The organism is Isoptericola sp. NPDC056605 (assembly GCF_042792795.1).
Classification (GTDB): domain Bacteria; phylum Actinomycetota; class Actinomycetes; order Actinomycetales; family Cellulomonadaceae; genus Isoptericola.
In genome coordinates, this window is the sequence record NZ_JBHTVT010000001.1 from 512323 (window position 1) to 530660 (window position 18338).

The following is an 18338-nucleotide window of genomic DNA, read 5'->3' on the forward strand; positions in this document are numbered from 1 at the left end:
ACGACGACGCCGTACAACTCGTACGGACGTCGTTGTACGTCAGCCCATCCATGATCTCGAGGACGACGGAACCCGCGCCCCGGCGGCGCAGGACAGGAAGAAGGTAGACGGTGACGGACGAGACCCCCGGTCCCGACATGACGGACGGCGCCCCGGACGACGAGGCGATCGACACGACCGACGGTGCGGTCACGGTGCAGCACGGCCGCATCGACCAGGTGGACCTCCAGCTGGAGATGCAGCGGAGCTACCTCGACTACGCGATGAGCGTCATCGTCGGGCGTGCGCTCCCGGACGTGCGGGACGGCCTCAAGCCGGTGCACCGCCGTGTGCTGTACGCGATGTACGACGGCGGCTACCGCCCTGACCGCGCGTACTCGAAGTGCTCGCGCGTCGTGGGCGACGTCATGGGCAAGTTCCACCCGCACGGCGACACCGCGATCTACGACACCCTCGTGCGCCTCGTGCAGGACTGGGTGCTGCGCTACCCGCTCGTCGCGGGCCAGGGGAACTTCGGCTCGCCCGGCAACGACCCGGCCGCCGCCCCCCGGTACACCGAGTGCCGCATGGCCCCGCTGGCCATGGAGATGGTCCGGGACATCGAGAAGAACACGGTCGACTTCCAGGACAACTACGACGGCCGGACGCAGGAGCCCGTCGTCCTGCCCGCCCGGTTCCCGAACCTCCTGGTCAACGGTTCCGCCGGCATCGCGGTGGGCATGGCGACCAACATCCCGCCGCACAACCTGCGCGAGGTCGCGGAGGGCGTGCGCTGGCACCTCGCGAACCCCGACGCGTCGCGCGAGGAGCTCCTCGCCGCACTGATGCTCCGCATCAAGGGGCCGGACTTCCCGACCGGCGCCACGATCCTCGGCACCAAGGGCATCGAGGAGGCGTACCGCACCGGCCGCGGCTCCATCACGATGCGCGCCGTCGTGAACGTCGAGGAGATCCAGAACCGGATCTGCCTCGTCATCACCGAGCTGCCGTACCAGGTCAACCCGGACAACCTCGCCAGCAAGATCGCGGACCTCGTCAACGACGGGAAGCTCGCCGGTATCGCGGACATCCGCGACGAGACGTCGGGCCGCACCGGCCAGCGCCTCGTCATCGTGCTCAAGCGCGATGCGATCGCCAAGGTCGTGCTGAACAACCTGTACAAGCACACGCCGTTGCAGTTCAGCTTCGGCGCGAACATGGTGGCGCTCGTCGACGACGTGCCGCGCACGCTCAGCCTCGACGCCTTCGTGCGGCACTGGACCACGCACCAGATCGAGGTCGTCCGCCGGCGCACCGAGTACCTGCTGGCGGAGGCCGAGCGCCAGATCCACATCCTGCGCGGGTACCTCAAGGCCCTCGACGCGCTGGACGAGGTCATCGCCCTCATCCGCCGCTCCCCCGACGCCGAGCAGGCCCGCACCGGCCTGATGGAGCTGCTCGACGTCGACGAGCAGCAGGCGAACGCGATCCTGGCGCTGCAGCTGCGCCGGCTCGCCGCCCTCGAGCGCCAGCGGATCATCGACGAGCACGACTCCCTCCAGCGGGAGATCGAGGACTACAAGGACATCCTCGCGAAGCCGGAGCGCCAGCGGACCATCGTCCAGGACGAGCTCGACGACATCGTCGCGCGCTACGGCGACGAGCGCCGCACCACGGTGCTGCCGTTCGACGGCGACATGTCGGTCGAGGACCTCATCCCCGAGGAGGAGGTCGTCGTCACGATCACGCGCGGCGGGTACGCGAAGCGCACCCGCTCGGACAGCTACCGCGCCCAGCGGCGCGGCGGCAAGGGCGTGCGCGGTGCCGCGCTGCGCGAGGACGACATCGTCGAGCACTTCTTCGTCACGACGACGCACCACTGGCTGCTGTTCTTCACGAACCTCGGCCGGGTGTACCGCGCCAAGGGCTACGAGCTGCCCGAGGGCGGTCGGGACGCCAAGGGCCAGCACGTGGCGAACATGCTGGCGTTCCAGCCGGGCGAGCACATCGCCCAGGTGCTGGACCTGCCCGACTACGAGGCGGCGGACTACCTGGTGCTCGCGACCCGTCGCGGCCTGGTGAAGAAGACCCGCCTGGGCGAGTACAACTCGCCGCGCTCGGGCGGCCTCATCGCCATCAACCTGCGCGAGGACGACGAGGGCCACCCCGACGAGCTCGTCGCGGCGCGGCTCGTGAACGCGGACGACCACCTCATCCTCGTGTCCCGCAAGGGCCAGTCGATCCGCTTCCCCGCCGACGACGACACGCTGCGCCCGATGGGCCGCGCGACGTCCGGCGTCACCGGCATGAAGTTCCGCGAGGAGGACGAGCTGCTCAACGCGGACGTCGTCACCCCGGGGACGGACCTGTTCGTCGTGACCGAGGGCGGCTTCGCGAAGCGCACCGCGATCACGGAGTACCGCGTCCAGGGCCGCGCCGGCTACGGCATCAAGGTCGCCAACCTGGTCGAGGCTCGTGGAGACCTCGTGGGGGCCTTGGTCACGGAGGCGGACGACGAGGTGCTGGTCATCATGGAGCGTGGCAAGATCGTGCGCTCGGCGGTCGCGGAGGTGAACCTCACCGGCCGCACCACGCAGGGCGTGACGTTCGCGAAGCCCGACCGCGGGGACCGCATCATCGCCGTCGCCCGTAACGTCGAGCGTCGGGACGTCGACGAGGCAAGCGGCGACGAGTCGGTTAGCGTGGACGAGCAGGCCGCCGACGAGCAGACCACGAGCGGGGACGAGGACTGATGACGGAGAACAGCGCGTCGACCCGGGCGTCGTCGGCGCCTCCCACGCGGGAGGCGGAGATCGACGACTCGACCCACCGCCGCAGCCCGGCTGCGGGCGCGGCGCCGGCCACGGCGTCCGCCGGCGCCGTCCGACTCGGTGAGGTGCCCGCACCGCCCGCACCGCCGGTCGCCGCCCCGTCGCCCGTTGCCGGCGTCACCTCGGACGGCACCACCGCCGCCCAGGGCGCGTCCCCCGTCAAGGAAGGCGCGGTGAAGGCCGCTGCCGCCGCCCTCGCCGCCGCGCGGAGTGCGGCGAAGAAGGTCCAGTCGGTCATGCCGGAGGCGCCGGCCAAGGCGCAGGACGGCACGGGCAGCACCGGCGTCACGGGCACGGCCAAGAACGCCGCGAAGCCCGCCGAGCCGCGTCCGGAGATGCACTACTCGGCCGGTGGCGTGCACGGGACGGCCGCTCCTGCCGCCGCGGCCCCCGTGGGGAGCCCGATGGTCGGGGCCGCGCAGCCCGGCGCCGGCGCGCGCCGCGTGCGGCTGTCGGTCTCGCGCGTCGACCCGTGGTCGATCATGAAGCTGGCGTTCCTGCTGTCCGTCGCGATCGGCTTCATCACCGTCGTCGCGACGATGGTGGTCTGGTACGTGCTCAACGACATGGGCACGTTCGCGAAGATCCAGGGCTTCCTGAGCGAGACGATCGGCCCGCAGGCCGTGAACCTCATGCAGTTCATCGAGTTCGACCGGGTCGTCTCCCTGTCGGTGCTGATCGCCATCGTCAACGTGGTGCTGCTGACCGCGCTCGCCACGATCATGGCCATCCTGTACAACATCACCGCAGCACTCGTCGGCGGCGTGCACCTCACGCTGACGGACGAGTGAACCCCGTCCCGACCGGGACCGACGTCACACCGCGCGACGGCACCCCCGGTTTGGGAACGGACCCGCGCGTACGGTAATGTTCCGTGCTGCACGCGCTCCCTCGCGGGGGCGCGCTCGGGGCTATAGCTCAGACGGTTAGAGCGCTTCCCTGATAAGGAAGAGGTCGGAGGTTCAAGTCCTCCTAGCCCCACTCCAGGCCACCTCAGGCCCGGGCCCGAGACGCACGACGACGGTCGTGACGAGGAGGCAGAAGATGAAGAAGCTGTTCGTCCTCCTGCTCGCGCTGGGCGCGGGTTACCTGGTCTGGCGCCGTCTCAACGAGGACTCGGCCGACCGGGACCTGTGGTCCGAGGTCACCGACACCATCGACTGAGCACGCCCGGCCCGTCTGACGAGGCCGCCAGGGGCCATGGCGCAATTGGTAGCGCACCTGCTTTGCAAGCAGGGGGTTAGGGGTTCGAGTCCCCTTGGCTCCACCACCGAAGACCCCGTACGCCTGCCGGCGTGCGGGGTCTCGTCGTTCCGTGCCGGCGTGCCCGAGGTGTTGAGCCCCCGCCCCCGGTCCCGCATGGTGGTGGGTGGGCCCGCCGACCGGCCGGCCGTCACGACGAGGGGGTCACGATGACGCTGTACCTGCTGTCCGTGCCGCACGACTCCGAGACCGAACCCACGATGGCGACGATGGACCCGGACGAGCTGGAGGCGACGCTCGCGGCGGTGGGCGCCTTCAACGAGTCGCTGGAGGCCGCGGACGCGCTGCGGTTCGCCGGAGGACTGCACCCGCCGAGCACGGCCACGACGATCGACGGGTCGGGTGAGACGGCGACCGTCGCCCCGGGACCGTTCGTCGAGGCTCCCGAGTACCTCGGCGGGCTCTGGGTGATCGAGGCGGCGGACGACGCCGCGGCCATCGCATGGGGCACCCTGGCGGCCGAGGCGCTCGGCGGTCGGGTCGAGGTCCGGGCGTTCCAGGACGTGCCGTCCGGCTGACGACCGACCGAGAGCCGCAGGGCCCCGTCCTGTGGACGGGGCCCTGCGGCGAGCGGTGCGGTGCCGTCCCGGACGGCGGTCGGATCAGGCCTTGTCGCCCTCCCCCGCGTCCTTCGCGGCGTCCGCCGCGTCCTCGGCGGCGTCCTCGGTCTTGCGGGCGGCCGAGCGCGTGCGGTTCGTGGCCTTCTTGGCGGCGTCGGTCGCCTTGTCCTTGGCCTTGTCCACAGCCTCGGTGACCTCCTCGCCGAGCTCGGCGGCCTTCTCCGAGGCGCGCTCGGCGGCCTCGCGGCCCTTCGCGACGGCGTGCCCCGCGGCCTCGCCGACCGCCTCCGCCGCGTCGGCGACGGCGTGCCGCGCGTCGCGGGCCGCGCCGTCGTAGTCCGGGCCCGACTGCTGCTCCCAGGGCTCGGCCCACGGGTCGTTCTGCGGCTGGGCGCGGCGCCAAAAGGCATAGCCTGCCACGGCGGCCCCGGCGAGCGCGAGGAACCAGAAGAGCCCCTTGCCCTTGCCGGACTTCTCGGCCTCCTTGGCGGCCTTCTCCGCCGCCTTCTCGGCGGCGGCCTGGGCCTTGGTGGCCTCCTTGGCCGCCTTCTTCGCGGCCTTCTTGCCCGCGCGTCCGGCCTTCTCCGCGGCGTCGCGCGCGGCGTCCGCCGCCAGGACGCCGGCCGCACCTGCGGCGGCCCCGGCGCGCGTCGCCGCCTCGTTGAAGGCGGTGACGACCCGCGGCAGGTAGTCGTCCACGATCTTGTCGTGCGCGGTGTCCACGAGCGGGCCCGCCTTGTCGGCGGCCTTCTCGACCCGCGGCGCCGCCGCGAGCACGCTCTCGCGCCACGCCTTCTCGGCGCGGGGCACGAGCCACTCGAGGAACGAGTCGACCCGCGGCTCGGCCCAGTCCTTGGCCTGGTTCGCGGCGTCCTTCGCCCCGCCCGCAGCACGGGCGCCGACGTCGACCAGGACGGCGGCCGCCTCGGTCGCGGAGCCCTTGAGCTTCTCGGTGTCGATGTCGTTGATCGTCGAGCTCACCTTGGCGGAGAGCTTCTCGGCCTGGTCCTTGGCAGTGTCCTTGACGCTGTCGCCCACGTTCTTTCGCACCATGGACCCACTGTGCCACCTGGCGCCCTGGCCTGCAGCGGTACGCGCGGGCCGCGCCGTGCGGGTCGTGGAGACGGATGGTGAGAGGGAGGGTGAGAGGATGAGGGCATGTTCGCAACCCTCCACACCACCGCCGGTGACATCCGCATCGAGCTGCTGCCGAACCACGCGCCCAAGACCGTCGCGAACTTCGTCGGGCTGGCCAAGGGCACCACGACGTGGACGGACCCGGCCACGGGCGCCGAGCGCAACGACCCCCTGTACGACGGCGTGATCTTCCACCGCGTCATCGACAACTTCATGATCCAGGGCGGGGACCCGCTGGGCACCGGCACCGGCGGCCCCGGCTACACCTTCGACGACGAGATCCACCCCGAGCTCCAGTTCGACGGCAAGTACATCCTCGCGATGGCGAACGCCGGCAAGCGCCGCAACCCCGTCACGGGCGCCGTCGAGGGCACCAACGGCTCGCAGTTCTTCATCACGACGGGCGACACCCCGTGGCTGAACGGCAAGCACACCATCTTCGGCAAGGTCGTGGACGACGGTTCCCGCGCCGTCGTCGACGCGATCGGTGACACCCCGACCCGACCGGGCGACCGCCCCGTCCAGGACATCGTCATCAACAGCGTCACCATCGAGGACTGACCGACACAGACCGAAACCGGGTCACCTGGTCACGGTCGGGGTCGGGAACCTCGTCGCAGTCCCGTTCACGCGCCCAAGGGGCGCTCCACTTCGGGAAAGATGGAACTGCGACGAGGTTCCCGACCCTGACCTTTCCATCGCCTCACGGAGGGCCGACTCATCTCGACACCGCCAGCCCCGCAGTTCGGACAGCCTGCCGACGCGCCGCCGGTGTGCCCGCGGCACCCGGACCGCGTCTCCTACGTGCGCTGCCAGCGCTGCGGCCGGCCGACGTGCCCCGAGTGCCAGCGGCCCGCCGCCGTCGGGATCCAGTGCGTCGACTGCGTCAAGGAGGCGTCGCGCGCGGTCCCGAGCGCACGCACGATGTTCGGGGGCACGGTGCGGGGCGGGCGGCCGGTCGTCACGCTGACGATCGTCGCGCTGTGCGTGGTGAGCTGGGTGCTGCAGCTCGTCACGGGCGGTGAGTGGACGCAACGGTGGGCGTTCGCCCCGTCCGTGGGGCTGGACCAGCCGTGGCGCTTCCTCACCGCGGCGTTCCTGCACTCCACCAGCATCCTGCACATCCTGTTCAACATGTATGCCCTGTGGCTCACCGGCCCGTTCCTCGAGCAGGCGTTCGGGCGCGGACGCTTCGTCGCGCTGTACGTGCTGTCGGCGATCGGCGGTTCGGTGGGCTACCTGCTGCTCGCGACGCCGACGATCGACGGCGGGTGGAACACCGCCGTCGTCGGGGCCTCCGGGGCCGTCTTCGGGCTGTTCGGCGCGATCATCCCGGTCCTGCGCCGCACCGGGCGCAGCGCCGCGCAGATCCTCGTGCTCATCGCCATCAACATGGCGATCCCGTTCTTCGTCGGCGGGATCGCGTGGCAGGCGCACCTGGGCGGCCTGGCGGTCGGACTGGCGATGGGCGCAGGTTTCGCCTTCGCGCCCCGCGAGCGGCAGGCGCTCGTGGGATGGCTGCTGCCGCTGGGGGTGGCCGTCGTCCTCGTGGCCGCGACCCTGTGGAAGTACGCCTCCGTCGGCTGGCTCTGACCGCACGGCCCGACCCGTCGTCCACAGGGTTGCCCACAGGTGTGGAACGAACTACACGGGTGGAAGTCCTGGCGTCAGCGCCAGCGCGTGGTGAGCCCGAAACCCGCGATGATCAGCACGAACCCGACGGCGAGGTTCCAGGCGCCGAGCGCCGGGATCGGGAGCCCCAGGCCCTGTGCCGTGAGGTAGTACAGGACGATCCACGCGAGGCCCAGCAGCATGAGCGTGAGCATCGTCGGCACCAGCCAGCGGGGGTTGCCCTGCGGCTTCGCCTTCGGCGTGACCGGCTGCTCGTCGGGCGTGCTCTTCTTCTTGCGGGACTTCGACTCGGGCACGGGGAGGTCTCCTGTCCGGACGGGTGGGTGGCGGCCGCGGGCCGGATGCCCGCCACCGTCGGCGATTCTGTCGACTAGCGTAGTCGTCAGCAGGCTCGAGAAGGACAGCAGGGGACTGACAGGGGTGCCGATGAACCGCCGACTGCGCCAGAGCGCGACCGTCGCGTGCGTCCTCGCCGCGTCCGGGCTCCTGTTCACCGCCAGCGCGCAGCTCGCTGACACCAAGGACGGTCGCGACCCGCAGGACCTCGCCGAGCTCGTCACCACGGAGTCCGACCGGGTGGCCGGCCTCACCGACCGCATGAACGAGCTCGAGGCAGAGATCGACGACCTCGGCAAGCAGACCGGCACGGACCTGCCCACGCGGAGCGCCGACCTCGTGGCCGACGAGTCGGTCGTCACCGGCGCCGCGGCCGTCTCGGGGCCCGGGCTGCGGGTGGCGCTCGACGATGCGCCCGCGTCCAGCCAGTCGATCGCCGGGGTGCGGCCGGACGACCTGGTCGTGCACCAGCAGGACGTGCAGCACGTGATCAACGCGCTGTGGGCGGGCGGCGCCGAGGCGATGACGCTGCAGGGCGAGCGCGTCACCGCGACGTCGGCGTTCCGCTGCTCCGGCAACATCCTGCTGCTGCACGGCAAGGTCTTCTCCCCTCCGTACGTGATCGAGGCGGTGGGCGACCCCCAGGAGCTGCGGGACTCGCTCGACGCGGACCCGGGCGTCGCGATCTACCAGCAGTACGTCGACTGGGTCGCCCTCGGCTGGTCGGTCAAGGACGCGGGCACGCTCCAGCTCCCCGCGTACACCGGCAGCTCCGAGATGAAGTACGCGACGGTCCCCGCCGGCACGGACGTGTTCTCGTGAGCGCCACGACCGTCGTGGGCGCCGCGGTGCCGGGGCCGGGCCGGCGATGGCGTGGCCGCCGTCCCGCCCCGCAGCCCGCCTGACCACCTCCCCGAAGCGAGACAGCCATGACCACCCCCGCTCCCACCCCCGCCGGCCCGCGCATCCTCGTGGTCGACAACTACGACTCGTTCGTCTACACGATCGTCGGCTACCTCGACCAGCTCGGGGCACGCACCGTCGTGGTGCGCAACGACGCCGTGCCCGAGCCCGACGCCGACGGCGTCTTCCACGACGCGGACGGCGCGCCCTTCGACGGCGTGCTCGTCTCCCCCGGCCCCGGCACCCCGAAGGAGGCCGGCTCGTCGGAGGACGTCATCCGCGCCTGCGCCCGCTCCCGCACGCCGATGCTCGGCGTGTGCCTGGGCCACCAGGCCCTCGCGGAGGTGTACGGCGCCACGGTCGCGCACGCGCCGGAGCTCATGCACGGCAAGACCAGCCTCGTCGAGCACGACGGCGAGGGCGTGCTCGACGGCCTCGCGTCGCCGTTCACGGCCACGCGCTACCACTCCCTCGCCGTGCTCCCGGAGACCGTGCCCGCCGAGCTCGAGGTGACGGGCGCGACGGCGAGCGGCGTCGTCATGGGTCTCCAGCACCGCGAGCTGCCGCTGCACGGTGTGCAGTTCCACCCCGAGTCCGTGCTCACCGAGGGCGGGCACCGGCTGCTCGCCAACTGGCTCGCCGTGTGCGGCGACGACGGCGCGGTCGAGCGGTCCGCCGGCATGGCACCGCTGGTGCACCAGGGCTGACGTCGCCCCGAGCGGCTCGTCGGGAAGCCGGGTCAGACGCTCGCCAGGACCCGGTCGAGAGCCGCCCGTCCGGCTGGACCCCATGCCGGCTTGCCGCCGGGAAGGCCACGGTCCCCGTTCTGGCCCATCAGCATCAGGAAGAGACTCTTCAGCGCGGCCAGCCCGCGGGCGCGCCGGACCGTCGCGTCGTCCGCCTCCCCGTAGGCGGCGAAGAAGCGTGCGGCCGCGCCCTTCGGCAGCAGGACCCAGGCGGCCGCCAGGTCGGACGCCGGGTCGCCGGCGGACAGGTCACCGAAGTCGACGACGCCGGCCAGCGTCCCGTCCGCGACGACCATGTTCGCGGGGTGCAGGTCGCCGTGCACCCACACCGGCGGACCCGCCCACGCCGCGGCCGAGACCGCGTCGTCCCAGACCGCCCGGACGTCGGCGGCGTCGGAGCCGATCGCATCGGCGTCGACGGAGTCGAAGAAGTGGTCGAAGCCGTCTGACCAGTCGTGGGGATGCGCGCCGCGCCCGCCCTCTGTCGGGGCGTCGGCGGGCGCTGCCACATGCAGCGCCCGGAGGAACGCCGCCAGGGTGTCGGCCGCGTGCTCGCCGCGGGTGATCGACGCGTGGTCCAGCGGCGTGCCCGGCACCCAGGTCATGACCGTCCACACCTTGGGGAACCGCTCGGAGGGCGCACCACTGCGCACCGGGACGGGGATGGGCAACGGCAGACGCGGGGCGAGCAGCGGCAGCCACCGGCGCTCCTTGAGCTGGTGATCGGGGACGGTATCCATCCGCTGGATGCGCACGGCGAGCTCGTCCCCGAGCCGCCACATCTGGTTGCCCCAGCCGCCCTCCACCTCGCGGAGGGGCAGCTCCGCCAGGTCCGGGTGCTGGTCCCGCAGCAGGTCGCGGACGAGGCCGGCGGTGATGTCGACCTCGGTCATGCTGAGCGACCTTAGTGGATCCGATGTGGCTGGGGAGCTCGACCGGCCCTAGCTGTCGCCGCCGAGGTCGAGACCCGGCAGCCCGCCGGCGTCGTCGGTCTCGTCGTCCGTGGGGTCGCCGGACGGCTCACCCGTGGGCGTCTCCTCCGCCTCCGGGCCGCTGGACACCACGACGGCGACGTTCGAGCCGACCTCGGCCTCCCCGCCCTCCGGGTCCTGGGAGATCACCGTGCCGTTCGGCACGTCGTCCGAGGGCTCGAAGGTGATCTGCGGGTTCAGGCTCGCGCCGCTGATGGCGGCCTGGGCGTCCGCAGCAGTCTGCCCGACGACGTTCGGCACCGTCGTCATCTCCGGGGCCTTCTCCTTGGCGATGACGATCGAGACCCCGCTGCCCTGCGGGACCGAACCGGACTGCGGGCTCTGGCGGATCACGGTGCCGGCCTTCTCGTCGCTCTCCTCGGTGCTGGTCTCCGAGTTGAGCCCGAGGTTGGTGATCGTCTCCTTGGCCTTGCCCTCGGTCATGCCCACCAGGTTCGGCAGGTCGACCTGACCGGTGGAGACGACGATGTCGACGGCCGATCCTTCGCTGACCGCCTGACCCTCGGCCGGGTCGGACTTGACGACGTGGTCCTTCTCGACGCCCTTGCTGTTCTCCTGCGAGACCTCGCCGAGCGTGAGGTTCAGCTTCTCGAGCTCTGCCTCGGCCTCGTCCTGCGTGAGGCCGGAGAGCTTCGGCACGGCGACGGTGTCCGGGCCGGCGGAGAACGTCACGGTGACGATGGTCCCGCGGTCCACCTCGGCGCCGCCCGCCGGGTTCTGCCCCAGGAAGGTGTTCTCCGGCTCCGTGGACTCGGTGTCCACGGCCTGCTCGTACTCGAGCCCCGCGGCCGTGATCTCCCGCTCCGCCTCGGCCGGCGTGACGTTGGACTTGAGCTCGGGCACGGTGGTCTTGGCCTCGGCGCCGTTCATGACGAGGAACGTGATGATCGCGGCCAGCGCGACGGCGCCGATCGCGATGAGCGTCCACATGAGCCCCTTGCGGCTCTTCTTCTCGTCGTCGGGCTCGCCGTTCGCGCCCTGGACACCGGTGGTGCCCCACTGCGACGTGCTCGCCGGGTCCATCACCTGCGTGCCCTGGGGCTGGCCCATGACCTGCGTCGCCGCGGCGCCGGCCATGGCCGCGCCGATGAGCGGCGCGGTGACGTCACCCCCGCGCAGCGCGGTCTCGAGGTCCGCGCGGAACTCCGCCGCCGTCGAGTAGCGGGCGTCGCGGTCCTTCGTGAGCGCCTTGAGCACGATGCGGTCGAGCACCTCGGGCACGTCCGAGGCGAGCTCGCTGGGTCGCTGCGGCGCCTGCCCGACGTGCTGGTACGCCACGGCGACCGGGGAGTCGCCCATGAACGGCGGACGCCCGGTGAGCAGCTCGAACAGCACGCACCCGGTGGAGTACAGGTCGCTGCGGGCGTCCACCGTCTCGCCGCGGGCCTGCTCGGGCGACAGGTACTGGGCCGTGCCGATGACGGCGTGCGTCTGCGTCATGGTCGCGGCGGAGTCCGCCATCGCTCGGGCGATGCCGAAGTCCATCACCTTGACCGCGCCCGTCGGCGTGATCATCACGTTGGCGGGCTTGATGTCGCGGTGCACGATGCCGGCCTGGTGCGAGTACTCGAGCGCGCTGAGGATGCCCGCCGTGATCTCGACGGCCTCCTCGATCGGCACCGCCGCGCCGTCCTGGAGGATGTCGCGGACCGTGTGGCCCTCGACGTACTCCATGACGATGAACGGGACGTGCACGGACGCGCCCTGCGTGTCCGTGTGCGTGTCCTCGCCGGTGTCGTACACGGCGACGATGGCGGGGTGGTTCAGCGCGGCGGCCGACTGGGCCTCGCGACGGAACCGTGCCAGGAAGGACGGGTCGCGGGCGAGGTCGGACCGCAGCACCTTGATCGCGACGGTGCGACCCAGGCGCGTGTCGTGCCCGATGTGCACCTCGGCCATGCCGCCGCGGCCGATGAGCTCACCGACCTCGTAGCGGCCGGCGAGTACCCGGGGCGTGTTGTCCACCACTCAGAAGTCCTTCTCGGTCATGGCCGCGCGCGGGGCGCGCGGCGTGTCTCGGAGCATCATCCCAGAGGAGGGAGGGGCAACCGTGCGGGAGGGGCGGGAGACCGCGAGGGCCGGTCCCACCAGGAGGGCCGCCGCCTGGCCCCCGGCGTCGGCCGCCATGGCCTGCACGATGGTGGCGAGCAGCAGGACGACGAGGAGGCCGAGCAGCGCGAGCAGCGGCCAGGAGAGGCGCCCGAGGGGGCCGAAGCGCTGGCCCGTCGACGTGGACGTCCGGCGCTCCGGCTTCGCCTCGGGCGCGGCGCGGGACGCCGAACGGCTCCGGGTGCCGGTCGGGGCGGTCTTGCGCACCGGGGGACGGCGGGCGTCGTGGGCGCCGGCGCGCACGTCGCGGCGCAGCGGGTAGGCGCGGCCGGCGGCGAGGTCGTCGACGGGCGTCGGCGGGGCCGGCTCGTCGCCGTGGGGCGCCGGCCCGGAGGCCGTCGTGCGCTCGTCGTCGGACGCCGTGACCGACGACCAGGCGACCGGCAGCGCGGCCGACGGCGGCGTGGCGGGGCCGGCGGGAGCGTTCGGGCCGGCGGTGCCGGCGGGACCTGAGGGGCCGGTCGGGCCGGCGGGTCGCGGCGTCGTGGGGGCGGCGTGCGCGGGGACGGCGCGGGCGGGTCGGGCGCCCTGGCGGGCGGCGGCGGCGCGCCGCGCGGACCGGGACCGGGCGCCCAGCGGGTCCTCCGCGATCTCGCGGGCGAGCGACTCGAGCTCCCCCGCGAGCGCGGCGGCCGACTCGGGTCGGCGCGACGGGTCCTTCTCGAGCATGCGCCCGATGACGTCCGCGAGACCCGGGTGCACGTGCGTGGGCAGGGGCGGGACCGGGGCGTTGACGTGCGCCACGGCGATGTCGACCGGCGTCGAGCCCGTGAACGGGCGCTTGCCCGCCGTCGCCTCGTACGCGACGACGCCGAGCGCGTACAGGTCGGACGCCGCCGTCGCGGGCTGCCCCACCGCCTGCTCGGGCGACAGGTACTGCGCCGTGCCCATGACCATGCCGGTGGCCGTCATGGGGGCCTGGTTCGCGGCGAGCGAGACGCCGAAGTCGGTGATCTTCACGCTGCCGCCGTGCTCCAGCAGGATGTTGCCGGGCTTGACGTCGCGGTGCACCACCTTGGCCAGGTGCGCGTGGTGCAGGCCCCGCGCCGTGGCGGCGAGGATCGGCAGCAGCTTGCGGGGCGCGACGACGGGCTCGCGCTCCAGCAGGTCGGCCAGCGGCTCGCCCAGCACCAGCTCCATGACGAGGAAGCCGGCGCCGTCCTGCTCGCCGTAGTCGTACATCTGGGCGATGTTCGGGTGCGACAGGGCGGCGCTGTTGCGCGCCTCCGTGCGCAGGCGGCGCAGGAAGTCCTCGTTGCCCGTGTACTCCTCGCGGAGCACCTTCACGGCGACCTCGCGGCCCAGGTAGCCGTCGTCGGCCACCCAGACCTCGCCCATGCCGCCGATCGCGATCCGGCGCGTGAGGCGGTAACGCTCGCCGAGCGCGAGCCCCGTGGACGGCCTCATCCGTTCAGCACCGCTTCCATGACGGCCTTCGCGATCGGCGCGGACACCGAGCCGCCGGTGGCCTGGCCGCCGAGCTTCCCGCCGTTCTTGACGACGACGGCCACGGCGACCTGCGGGTCGTCGGCCGGCGCGAACCCGGTGAACCACACGTGCGGCGGCTGGGAGTTGTCGCCGTGCTGGGCGGTGCCGGTCTTGCCGGCCACCTGGACGCCCGGGATCTGGGCGGTGGTGCCCGACCCGGACTCGACGACGCTCTTCATCATGTCGGTGAGCTGGCTCGCGGTCTTGTCCGAGACGGCACGGCCGAGGCTGGTGGGCGACGTCTGGCGGACCACCTCGAGCTGCGGGTCGCGGACCGTGTCGACCGAGTAGGGCTGCATGACCTCGCCGCCGTTCGCGATCGCGGCGGAGACCATGGCGACCTGCATCGGCGTGGCGGCCACGCTGCCCTGGCCGATTCCGGACAGCTCCACCTGCGCAGAGTTCATCTCGTCCGGGTCGGGGTCGTACTGGCTCGCGGCGGTCGAGAACGGGACCTCGTACCTGCTGCCGAACCCGAACTTCTCGGCCTGCTCGTTCATCGCGTCGGCGCCGAGCTCGCCACCGAGACCCAGGAAGGCCGTGTTGCAGGAGATCCGCAGCGCGTCGGCCAGCGTCATCTCCCCCGAGGAGGCGCAGGAGGTGCCCGCGAAGTTCCCGACCTGGGTGCTCGTGCCGGTCAGGGTGTAGGTGGACGGGGCGTCGATCACCGTGTCGGGCGTGTAGTCGCCGCTCTCGAGCGCGGCGGCCGTCGTGACGAGCTTGAACGTCGAGCCCGGGGGCGGGTTCCACGCCGTGGCGCGGTTGACCAGCGGGTCGTCGTCGTCGTTGAGCAGGTCGGTGTACGCCTGGCCTGCCTCCTTGGTGGAGTGCGACGCCAGGTCGTTCGGGTCGAAGGAGGGCTTGGACACCATCGCGAGGACGGCGCCGGTCTTCGGGTCGAGCGCGACGACGGCGCCCTGCTGGTCGCCGAGCGCGTCCCAGGCGGCCTTCTGCGCCTTCGGGTCGATGGTGAGCTCCACCGACGACCCCTCCGGGTCACGACCGGTGAGCAGGTTCTGCAGCCGGTCCACCCACAGGGCGTCGGCCTGCCCGTTGAGGTAGTCGTTCTCGGCGTGCTCGATCGCCGTCGTGCCGTTGGCCAGCGAGAAGAAGCCGGTCAGCGGCGCGTAGAGCTTGCCGTTCGTGTACTCGCGCTGGTAGCCGAACTCGTCGTCGACGGGCTTGGACAGCGCGACCGCCTCGCCCCCGACGACGATCGGGCCGCGGGCGCGCCCGTACTCGGCGTAGATCGAGCGGATGTTGCGGGTGTCGCTGTTCAGCTCGTCGGCGTGGAAGAACTGGATCCACGTGGTCGACACCATGAGCGCCAGGAACATGACCATGACGACGCTCGCGAGCCGGCGCAGGGTCGTGTTCACAGGTGCTCACCTCCAGTCGTGCCTCGGGGATCGTCGCGTCGGGGGTCCAGCGGTCCGCCGAACGCCTCGGTGGGGTGCGACGGCGTCGACCCGCGCGAGGGCGCGTCCGCGGCGGACCGGCGGACGGGGACGCCGCCCCCCGGCGTCGTCCCGTCGTGCGCGCCGACCACGATGGGGTCGTGCATGGCGCCGCCCTGCGCGATCGTGCCGCGCATCGGCAGCGCCGACGGGCGCCGGGCGTTGTCGGAGATCCGCAGCAGCAGCGCGATGACGATCCAGTTGGCGAGCAGCGACGACCCGCCCTGCGCCATGAACGGCAGCGTCAGGCCGGTGAGCGGGATGATCCGCGTGATGCCGCCGACGACGACGAAGAGCTGCAGCGCCATGACGAACGCGAGGCCGCCGGCCAGCAGCTTGCCGAAGCCGTCGCGCACCGCGATCGCCGTGCGCAGGCCGCGCTGCACGATGAGCAGGTACGCCAGCAGGATGGCGAGCAGGCCGGTGAGACCGAGCTCCTCGCCCAGCGAGGAGTAGATGAAGTCGGAGAAGGCGTACGGCACGAGGTACGGGTAGCCCTCGCCCCAGCCGGTGCCGAACAGGCCCCCCGCGGCGAGCGCGAACGTGCCCTGCACGATCTGGTACGACCCGCCGACCGCGTTGTACAGCTCGTTGTCGAACGGGTGCAGCCAGACGTCCATGCGGGCGCCGACGTGCGGGAACACGCTTGCGGCGACGAGCGCGCCCGCCGCGAACAGCACGAGGCCGATGAGCACCCAGCTGAACCGCTCGGTGGCGAGGTACAGCATCGCGACGAACAGCCCGAAGAACAGCAGCGAGGTGCCCAGGTCGCGCTCGAAGACGAGGACGGCCAGCGACGCGGCCCACACGATGATGATCGGGCCGAGGTCGCGGATGCGCGGCAGCTGCAGGCCGAGCACCTTCTTGCCCGCCAGGGCCAGGGTGTCGCGGTTGGTCACGAGGTAGCCGGCGAAGAAGATCGCGAACGCGATCTTCGCGAACTCGGCGGGCTGCAGGGAGAAGCCGGCGATGTTCACCCAGATGCGGGCGCCGTTGATCTCGCGCCCGATGACGGGCAGCAGCGGCAGGACGACGAGCCCCAGGCCCACCAGCATCGCCGTGTAGGTGAGGCGGCGGATCCAGCGGTGGTCGCGCAGGAACCAGACGAGGAGGATCGCGATGACCGCGCCGAGCGCGGTGTACATCATCTGCGACCAGGCGTCGGCGCCCTTCGTGCCCGCGAGCTCCAGCCGCAGGATCATGGCCAGGCCGAGCCCGTTGAGCAGCACGACCGCGGGCAGGATCACCTGGTCGGCCCACGGCGCGCGGAGGCGCAGCACGACGTGCGCGGCTGCGGCGATGCCCACCAGGAGCAGGCTGACGGCCCAGAAGTCGCCGGGCAGCTCGCCCGTGACGCTGCGGCCGACCATCGCGAACGCGCTGATGCCCGCGGTCAGGGCGAGGATCAGCAGGAACAGCTCGGCCAGGCGTGCGGGACGGCGTTCGGTGGGCTCGACCGTGCGCCCGGCGGGGGTCTCGACGGCGGCGCTCACCCCTTCGACCCCCCGTCGGCCTTGCTGTCGGCGCTGTCGGTCGTGCCCGCCGCCTGCTCGGAGTCGGCGGGCTGCTTCGAGGGCTTCGAGGTCGCCGTGCTCTTCGAGGGGGACGGCGTGCTCGACGGGGTCGCGGAGGGGGTGGGGGACGGGGTCGGCTCGGGGGCGGCCTCGGTGATGAGCCGGTCCGCTCGCTCGCGAGCCTCGGCCTCGGACGACGCCCGGATGGACCCGTCGAGGCGATCCGCCCAGTAGTCCGGCAGGTCGGAGACCGGGGTGCCGGTGAGCTCCACCGGGGTGGAGAGGGTGAGGGGGCCGGCGCTGGCCGGGATGCCCTGGAAGACGGCGACCTCGCCGTCGGCGACGCCGACGTAGTACTGCTGCTGCGTCCAGCCGTACGCGCGCCAGAGGCCGTACCCGAGGCCGCCGAGCACCACGAGCACCACGAGCACCGTGATCCAGGGACGGCGCTTGCGGGCTGGCCGGGCGTCGTCGTCGTCCTCGGGGTCGTCCGGGTCGTCGTCGTCGGCGTCCTGCTCGGTGGGCACGGGGTCGTCGGCCGGGTCCTCGACCGGGTTCTGGAGGACCGCGGGGAGCTCGCCCGTCGCGGCCGCGCCCACGACCTGCGGCACGGTCGCGCCCTCGACCGGGGCCGACGCCGCGTCCTCGGTCGCGGGGGCGTCGCCGTCCTCCACGACGTCGGCGACGACGACGGTGATGTTGTCGGTGCTGCCCGCCGTCATGGACAGCGTGATCAGCAGGTCGGCCGCCTCGTCGGGCGCCGAGGTCTCGGTGAGCACCTCGGTGATCTGCTCGGGCGAGACGAACCCGGACAGCCCGTCCGAGCAGAGCAGCCACCGGTCGCCGGCGCGCGCCTCGCGCACCGACATGTCGGGCGTGAGGTCGACGTCGAAGTCGCCCAGCACCCGCATGACGACGTTGCGCTGCGGGTGGTGCTCCGCCTCCTCGGGCGAGATGCGGCCGGTGTCCACCAGGTGCTGCACGAACGTGTGGTCCACCGTGACCTGCGTCAGGCGGCCCTCGCGCAGCAGATAGGCGCGCGAGTCGCCGAGGTGCGCCATCACCAGGGTGGTGCCGGTGTGCAGCAGGGCGGTGACGGTGGTGCCCATGCCGACCAGCTCGGGGTCGGCGTCGCTGACCCGGACCAGGTCCTGCCGGGCACGCTCCACGGTCTGCTCGAGGTCGGTCAGCGCCTCCTCGGGGCCGTGCTCCGTGCGGTCGAGCGGCGCGAGGGCGGCGATCGCGAGCCGCGACGCGACGTCGCCGCCCGCGTGCCCGCCCATGCCGTCGGCGACGGCCAGCAGGTGCGGCCCGGCGTACGCGGAGTCCTGGTTGTTGGACCGCACGAGCCCGACGTCGGACCGCGCGGCGTAGCGCAGGGTGAGGGTCAC

16 protein-coding genes and 2 tRNA genes are annotated in these 18338 nt (G+C 72.4%); 10 read left to right on the top strand and 8 right to left on the bottom strand.

Features of this window, described 5'->3' with window-relative positions:
• The first annotated feature begins 110 nt into the window (after positions 1 to 110).
• The 6 genes from gyrA to ACFQ8Y_RS02340 all read left to right on the top strand — a co-directional run bounded on the left by gyrA (position 111) and on the right by ACFQ8Y_RS02340 (position 4591).
• Positions 111 to 2732: a DNA gyrase subunit A gene (gene gyrA, locus ACFQ8Y_RS02315; protein ID WP_430584475.1), complete on the top strand. Its 2622-nt coding sequence runs from the start codon at positions 111 to 113 to the stop codon at positions 2730 to 2732.
• Positions 2732 to 3601, top strand: coding sequence for a DUF3566 domain-containing protein (locus ACFQ8Y_RS02320; RefSeq protein ID WP_430584476.1), 870 nt, complete (start codon positions 2732 to 2734; stop codon positions 3599 to 3601). The genes gyrA and ACFQ8Y_RS02320 overlap by 1 nt, the downstream gene beginning before the upstream one ends.
• A gap of 116 nt (positions 3602 to 3717) precedes the next feature.
• Positions 3718 to 3791 (top strand) — tRNA-Ile (locus ACFQ8Y_RS02325).
• Between the two features lie 63 nt (positions 3792 to 3854).
• Complete coding sequence (locus tag ACFQ8Y_RS02330; protein ID WP_217700772.1) at positions 3855 to 3974, top strand: DLW-39 family protein; 120 nt, start codon at positions 3855 to 3857, stop codon at positions 3972 to 3974.
• Between the two features lie 30 nt (positions 3975 to 4004).
• Positions 4005 to 4080: transfer RNA gene (locus ACFQ8Y_RS02335), tRNA-Ala, on the top strand.
• A gap of 142 nt (positions 4081 to 4222) precedes the next feature.
• Positions 4223 to 4591: a YciI family protein gene (locus ACFQ8Y_RS02340; RefSeq protein WP_430549426.1), complete on the top strand. Its 369-nt coding sequence runs from the start codon at positions 4223 to 4225 to the stop codon at positions 4589 to 4591.
• 84 nt (positions 4592 to 4675) lie between these two features.
• Here ACFQ8Y_RS02340 and ACFQ8Y_RS02345 read toward each other — a convergent pair whose 3' ends face one another.
• Entirely contained in the window at positions 4676 to 5686 is a 1011-nt protein-coding gene (locus ACFQ8Y_RS02345) for a hypothetical protein (protein WP_430584477.1), read from the bottom strand.
• A gap of 105 nt (positions 5687 to 5791) precedes the next feature.
• On the opposite strand from ACFQ8Y_RS02345, the gene ACFQ8Y_RS02350 reads away from it, so the two are divergent.
• Together ACFQ8Y_RS02350 and ACFQ8Y_RS02355 are read left to right on the top strand one after the other, a co-directional pair.
• Positions 5792 to 6331 (top strand): peptidylprolyl isomerase, encoded by a 540-nt coding sequence (locus ACFQ8Y_RS02350; RefSeq protein WP_430549428.1) that lies wholly within the window; start codon positions 5792 to 5794, stop codon positions 6329 to 6331.
• Positions 6332 to 6541: 210 nt separating this feature from the next.
• The gene (locus ACFQ8Y_RS02355) at positions 6542 to 7363 is read left to right on the top strand and encodes a rhomboid family intramembrane serine protease (RefSeq protein ID WP_430549429.1); all 822 of its coding nucleotides are present in this window, start codon (positions 6542 to 6544) and stop codon (positions 7361 to 7363) included.
• Between the two features lie 74 nt (positions 7364 to 7437).
• Here ACFQ8Y_RS02355 and ACFQ8Y_RS02360 read toward each other — a convergent pair whose 3' ends face one another.
• Positions 7438 to 7698, bottom strand: a complete 261-nt coding sequence (locus tag ACFQ8Y_RS02360; protein WP_430549430.1) for a cell division protein CrgA — start codon at positions 7696 to 7698, stop codon at positions 7438 to 7440.
• A gap of 130 nt (positions 7699 to 7828) precedes the next feature.
• Between ACFQ8Y_RS02360 and ACFQ8Y_RS02365 the strand changes: the two genes are divergently transcribed.
• Both ACFQ8Y_RS02365 and ACFQ8Y_RS02370 read left to right on the top strand, forming a co-directional pair.
• Positions 7829 to 8560, top strand: a complete 732-nt coding sequence (locus ACFQ8Y_RS02365) for a DUF881 domain-containing protein (RefSeq protein WP_430549431.1) — start codon at positions 7829 to 7831, stop codon at positions 8558 to 8560.
• A gap of 107 nt (positions 8561 to 8667) precedes the next feature.
• Positions 8668 to 9348 (top strand): aminodeoxychorismate/anthranilate synthase component II, encoded by a 681-nt coding sequence (locus ACFQ8Y_RS02370; protein WP_430549432.1) that lies wholly within the window; start codon positions 8668 to 8670, stop codon positions 9346 to 9348.
• Positions 9349 to 9380: 32 nt separating this feature from the next.
• Here the strand turns inward: ACFQ8Y_RS02370 and ACFQ8Y_RS02375 are convergent, their stop codons facing one another.
• From ACFQ8Y_RS02375 to ACFQ8Y_RS02400, 6 genes are read right to left on the bottom strand one after another with little or no spacing between them, the layout of a single operon-like run.
• Complete coding sequence (locus tag ACFQ8Y_RS02375) at positions 9381 to 10280, bottom strand: aminoglycoside phosphotransferase family protein (RefSeq protein WP_430584478.1); 900 nt, start codon at positions 10278 to 10280, stop codon at positions 9381 to 9383.
• Between the two features lie 48 nt (positions 10281 to 10328).
• Complete coding sequence (pknB, locus tag ACFQ8Y_RS02380) at positions 10329 to 12347, bottom strand: Stk1 family PASTA domain-containing Ser/Thr kinase (protein WP_430549434.1); 2019 nt, start codon at positions 12345 to 12347, stop codon at positions 10329 to 10331.
• On the bottom strand, positions 12348 to 13895 hold the full coding sequence (locus tag ACFQ8Y_RS02385; protein WP_430584479.1) for a protein kinase: 1548 nt from the start codon (positions 13893 to 13895) through the stop codon (positions 12348 to 12350). It lies immediately after the preceding gene.
• Entirely contained in the window at positions 13892 to 15355 is a 1464-nt protein-coding gene (locus ACFQ8Y_RS02390) for a peptidoglycan D,D-transpeptidase FtsI family protein (RefSeq protein ID WP_430549436.1), read from the bottom strand. The genes ACFQ8Y_RS02385 and ACFQ8Y_RS02390 overlap by 4 nt, the downstream gene beginning before the upstream one ends.
• Positions 15352 to 16926, bottom strand: a complete 1575-nt coding sequence (locus ACFQ8Y_RS02395; protein WP_430584480.1) for an FtsW/RodA/SpoVE family cell cycle protein — start codon at positions 16924 to 16926, stop codon at positions 15352 to 15354. The genes ACFQ8Y_RS02390 and ACFQ8Y_RS02395 overlap by 4 nt, the downstream gene beginning before the upstream one ends.
• Positions 16923 to 18338, bottom strand: a complete 1416-nt coding sequence (locus ACFQ8Y_RS02400) for a Stp1/IreP family PP2C-type Ser/Thr phosphatase (RefSeq protein WP_430584481.1) — start codon at positions 18336 to 18338, stop codon at positions 16923 to 16925. Before ACFQ8Y_RS02400 ends, ACFQ8Y_RS02395 begins: the two co-directional genes overlap by 4 nt.

Excerpts from the sequence above, each read along its gene's own strand:
- ACFQ8Y_RS02370 (WP_430549432.1), top strand. The coding sequence starts at position 8,668 with ATGACCACCCCCGCTCCCACCCCCGCCGGCCCGCGCATCCTCGTGGTC.
- ACFQ8Y_RS02345 (WP_430584477.1), bottom strand. The coding sequence starts at position 5,686 with ATGGTGCGAAAGAACGTGGGCGACAGCGTCAAGGACACTGCCAAGGAC.
- ACFQ8Y_RS02385 (WP_430584479.1), bottom strand. The coding sequence starts at position 13,895 with ATGAGGCCGTCCACGGGGCTCGCGCTCGGCGAGCGTTACCGCCTCACG.
- ACFQ8Y_RS02375 (WP_430584478.1), bottom strand. The coding sequence starts at position 10,280 with ATGACCGAGGTCGACATCACCGCCGGCCTCGTCCGCGACCTGCTGCGG.
- ACFQ8Y_RS02320 (WP_430584476.1), top strand. The coding sequence starts at position 2,732 with ATGACGGAGAACAGCGCGTCGACCCGGGCGTCGTCGGCGCCTCCCACG.
- ACFQ8Y_RS02340 (WP_430549426.1), top strand. The coding sequence starts at position 4,223 with ATGACGCTGTACCTGCTGTCCGTGCCGCACGACTCCGAGACCGAACCC.
- ACFQ8Y_RS02350 (WP_430549428.1), top strand. The coding sequence starts at position 5,792 with ATGTTCGCAACCCTCCACACCACCGCCGGTGACATCCGCATCGAGCTG.
- ACFQ8Y_RS02365 (WP_430549431.1), top strand. The coding sequence starts at position 7,829 with ATGAACCGCCGACTGCGCCAGAGCGCGACCGTCGCGTGCGTCCTCGCC.
- ACFQ8Y_RS02330 (WP_217700772.1), top strand. The coding sequence starts at position 3,855 with ATGAAGAAGCTGTTCGTCCTCCTGCTCGCGCTGGGCGCGGGTTACCTG.